Below are 4303 nucleotides of genomic sequence, written 5' to 3'. Positions count from 1 at the left end.
TAAGCCGTTGACGTTGACGTTAAGCCCTTGAACTCTACCGTCAAGCCCATGAAAGCCGTCAAAGGTCTACCTGGCCGGCCGTATGGGACGCCTCGCCGGCAGGTGAAAAGCGGCCGACGAGGAGGGTAGCTTTTCCAACCCTTCCAACCGCATTTGAAGAAATATCCCAAATACCGGCATCGTGCACGTGGCATAAAATACACTTCGCCGCGTCCAGGCACGCTCCGAACGCGGCCACATCCACCTCGCAATGCCTGAAAGGCAGGAGACCCCCTCGCATGACTGTGTTTCAAGGGACCGGCGCCCTTTTCACCCTCATCGCCATTTTTGGCGTCATCAACCACCGCTTTATCAAGCTGCCCGATACATTGGGCATCACCGCCGTCGGCCTGGTGGCCTGCCTGAGCGTCTCCATCCTCGGCTTCAACCATCCTGAAATGGTCGCGCAGGCCCGCAAGCTGGTGGCCCAGATCGATTTCTCCGATGTTGTGTTCCATGGCCTGCTCAGCCTGCTGCTGTTTGCCGGCGCCCTCCACGTCGACCTCTCGCGCATGCGCCGTCAGCGCCGGGCCGTGATCATGCTGGCCACCGTGGGCGTGGTGATCTCCACCGCCGCGGTCGGTGCCGGCTTCTACTATGTGGCGCAATGGCTCGGCCACCCGATCAGCCTGCTGTGGTGCCTGGTATTCGGCGCCCTGATTTCTCCCACCGACCCGATCGCCGTGCTGAGCGTGCTCAAGAGCGCGGGCGCGCCGGAAAGCCTGGAAACCAAGATTGCCGGCGAGTCCCTGTTCAACGACGGCACCGCGGTGGTGGCGTTCCTGACGCTGGTGGGCCTGGCCACCGGCGCCACCGAATTCTCTCCCTCCCATGTGGCGGTGGCGCTGGTGCGCGAAGTGCTTGGCGCCGTGGCGCTGGGCATCGTGGTGGGCTACGTGGCATCGCTGCTGCTGCGGGGTATCGACAGCTATCCCGTCGAGATCCTGATCACGCTGGCGCTGGCCACCGGCGGCTACAGCCTGGCCGAAGTGGTACACGTGTCGGCGCCGCTGTCGGTGGTCATCATGGGCCTGGTGATCGGTAATCACAGCGCCACCAAGTCGATGTCGGAAAAGACGCGCGAGCATTTGTTCAACTTCTGGGGCTTGCTCGACGAGTTGCTCAACCTGGTGCTGTTCGGCCTGATCGGGCTGGAGATCATCGCCCTGTCCCTGCAGATGCATATCGTCTGGCTGGGGCTCGCGGCGATTCCCGTGGTGCTGCTGGCGCGGGGCATCAGCGTGGCCATCCCGCTGCTGGCGCTGCAGAACTTCCGCCGGCTCAATCCGCACTCGGCCACCATCATGACCTGGGGCGGCCTGCGCGGCGGCATCTCGATCGCGCTGGCGCTATCGCTGCCGGAGTTCCCGGGCCGCGAGATGCTGATCGGCGTGACCTACCTGGTGGTGGTGTTCAGCCTGCTGATCCAGGCCACCACGCTGGGCAAGCTGGTCAGGCACCTGAATGGCCTGAACGCGAAGCGATAGCCGCAAGGCGCGCGGCGGAGCGCATCCGGCGCGCGCACCGGCCTTACAGACGGCTCTGGTAGCTCTGGTAGATCTTGTCGAATTCGCCGCCATCGGCGAAATGCCGGCTCTGGGCCTGGGCCCAGCTACCGAACACATCGCTCACGGAGAACAGCTGGATCGGCCGGAACAGCGCCGCATGGGTTTTTAGCACGGCCGCCGAACGCGGCCGGTAGAACTGGCGGGCGATCACGTCCTGGCCGGCATCGGACCACAGGTATTGCAGGTAAGCCATCGCCACCTTGCGCGTGCCGCGCTTGTCCACCACCTTGTCGACCACGGCCACCGGCGCCTCCGCGATGATCGACTGGCTCGGGTATACCACCTCGAAATTGTCCCCCAGTTCCTTGCGGATCTGGTGCACCTCGCTCTCGAAGGTGGCCAGCACATCGCCAAGCTGGCGCTGCGTAAAGCTGGTGGTCGCGCCCCGGCCGCCCGTATCGAGCACCGGCACATTGCGGAACAGCCGGCTCACCGCGTCGCGCGCCTGCGCCTCGCTGCCGCCCTTGCGGATGGCCGCGCCCCACGCCGCCAGATAGGTGTAGCGCCCGTTGCCCGAGGTCTTGGGATTGGGCACGATCACCTGCACGCCCGAGCGGCCCAGGTCCTCCCAGTCGAGGATGCGCTTGGGATTGCCCTTGCGTACCAGGAACACGATGGTGGAGTAGTACGGCGCGGCATTGTCGGGCAAGCGCTTCTTCCAGTCCTGCGCCACCACGCCGCGTTGCACCAGGATGTCGATATCGGTCTCCTGGTTCATCGTCACCACGTCGGCCTCCAGGCCATCGGCTACCGAACGCGCCTGCTTGCTGGAGCCGCCGTGCGACTGGTTGACGACGAGCGTCTCGCCGCTCGCCTGCTTCCAGTTGGCGACAAAACCAGGGTTTATCTCGCGGTACAGCTCGCGGGTGACGTCGTAGCCGGCGTTGAGGATGGCGGTGTCGGCCAGAACGGGCAAGGCGGCGCTGAGCAGCAGGCCGGTGGCAAGGAGACGGTGCAGGAGGATTGGCATGTGGTGGACGGTGGTTGGATGAGAGGCAGCGGCGCCGCAAGAACCGACGCGCGCGCGACCTTTCATTGTCCACAGCAAGGCAAGCGGGACGGAACGAAGCTTTCCGCATGTCGATAGACGGTCGACAGCCGGGCGTCCAAAGAAAGAACATGATCCGGCGCTCGCTCAACGGCTCCTGTCCCTCCCCTACCCGCCGTGGGGGGGCTACCGCCATGGCAGGCGCCTATCATCAAGGCTGCGTCGAGAGGCCTCCCGCAGTCCTCCCAGCTTCGCACCCGCGCCGCAAGCCGGAAACGCAGAGGCCTTGCAACGCCATTCCTGTAGCCGCTTCTGCCGGCGCCGGCGCCACTGAAAACTTTTTCACAGGACGCGAGATGACCGAAGTCACCCTTGCCTTGACCGACATCCCGGACGGCCGCTGCCGGCTGCTCCGGATTGGCACGCATGAAGTCGCGGTGTTCCATGTCAATGGACAGGTCCACGCACTGGCCGACAGTTGCCCCCACGCGGGCGCATCGCTGGCGGGGGGCAAAGTCGACGGCACCACCGTCCAGTGCCGGGCGCATGGCTTGCGGTTCAACCTGGCGACCGGCCACATGGCGAATAACGCCGCCCTGGCGGTCAGGTGCTACCCGGTAACCGTTTCCGGCGGGATGGTTACGGTTGCGGCACCCGACGACTGACGCGCCCCCGGCCGGGCGGACGCTCTAGGCGTTACGAATGAATGCCCGGACTTCCGGGTAGATTTCCTCGCGCCAGCGGCGGCCAGAGAAGATGCCATAGTGGCCGCACCCGGCGGCGGTAATGTGCTTCTTGCCCTCTCGCGCGATGCCGGTGCACAACTCGTGCGCCGCCGCCGTCTGGCCGGCGCCCGAGATGTCGTCCAGTTCGCCCTCGATGGTCAACAGCAGCGTGCCCTTGATGTCCTGCGGCCGCACCGGCTTGCCGTCGACTTCCCAGGTGCCGTTGGCAAGACGGAATTCCTGGAATACCTCGCGGATGGTGTCGAGGTAGAACTCGGCGTCGATATCCAGCACCGCGTTGTATTCGTCGTAGAAGCGAACATGGGCTTCCGCATCGTCTGCATCGCCTTCGACCAGGTTCAGGTAATAGTCGTAGTGTGAAGTCAGGTGACGGTCCGGGTTCATCGCCACGAAGCCGGCATGCTGCAAAAAGCCCGGATACACCTTGCGGCCATGCCCGGGGTAATTCGCCGGCACCGTGTGAATCACATTGTTCTCGAACCACTTGAACGACTTGTTGGTCGCCAGCGAATTCACCGCGGTCGGACTGCGCCGCGCATCGATCGGGCCGCCCATCATGGTCATGGTCTTGGGCGTCTTCTCGCCGGCCGAGGCCAGCAGGGAGATGGCCCCGAGCACCGGCACCGTAGGCTGGCACACCGAGATCACATGCAGGTGTTCCGCGCCGATGTGGCGGATGAATTCCTGGATGTAATGGATGTAGTCGGCCAGGCCGAAACTGCCGTCCTCGACCGGCACCATGCGGGCATCGATCCAGTCGGTCACATAGACCTTGTGATCCCGCAGCAAGGTTTTCACCGTGTCGCGCAGCAGCGTGGAATGGTGGCCCGACAGGGGCGCGCACACCAGTACGACCGGCTCATCCTTGAGCAGCCTGATGGTCTCGGGGTCGTCCGCGTAGCGCTTGAAGCGCACCAGTTTGCAGAAGGGTTTTTCGATGATGGTCTGTTCGACGATCGGGA

Annotated in this window: 4 protein-coding genes; 2 read left to right on the top strand and 2 right to left on the bottom strand. The window is 64.4% G+C overall.

Annotation, left to right across the window (positions count from 1 at the left end; genetic code table 11):
- The first annotated feature begins 278 nt into the window (after positions 1-278).
- Entirely contained in the window at positions 279-1526 is a 1248-nt protein-coding gene (locus CF70_RS32700) for a cation:proton antiporter (RefSeq protein ID WP_035875697.1), read from the top strand.
- 43 nt (positions 1527-1569) lie between these two features.
- On the opposite strand, the gene CF70_RS32695 is transcribed toward CF70_RS32700, so the two are convergent.
- Entirely contained in the window at positions 1570-2577 is a 1008-nt protein-coding gene (locus CF70_RS32695) for a sulfate ABC transporter substrate-binding protein (RefSeq protein ID WP_051649354.1), read from the bottom strand.
- 374 nt (positions 2578-2951) lie between these two features.
- Between CF70_RS32695 and CF70_RS32690 the strand changes: the two genes are divergently transcribed.
- Positions 2952-3260 carry a Rieske (2Fe-2S) protein gene (locus tag CF70_RS32690; RefSeq protein WP_051649353.1) on the top strand — a complete coding sequence of 103 codons (309 nt, stop codon included), beginning with the start codon at positions 2952-2954 and terminating at the stop codon, positions 3258-3260.
- A gap of 24 nt (positions 3261-3284) precedes the next feature.
- Here CF70_RS32690 and CF70_RS32685 read toward each other — a convergent pair.
- On the bottom strand, positions 3285-4303 hold a 1019-nt coding region (locus tag CF70_RS32685; protein ID WP_035875695.1), incomplete at its 5' end, for a polyhydroxyalkanoate depolymerase.

The sequence above is a fragment of the Cupriavidus sp. SK-3 genome, assembly GCF_000611145.1.
In the GTDB taxonomy this organism is placed as follows: domain Bacteria; phylum Pseudomonadota; class Gammaproteobacteria; order Burkholderiales; family Burkholderiaceae; genus Cupriavidus.
The sequence above is the reverse complement of the archived record's forward strand: the minus strand, read 5'-3'. Positions and strand labels throughout refer to the sequence as shown.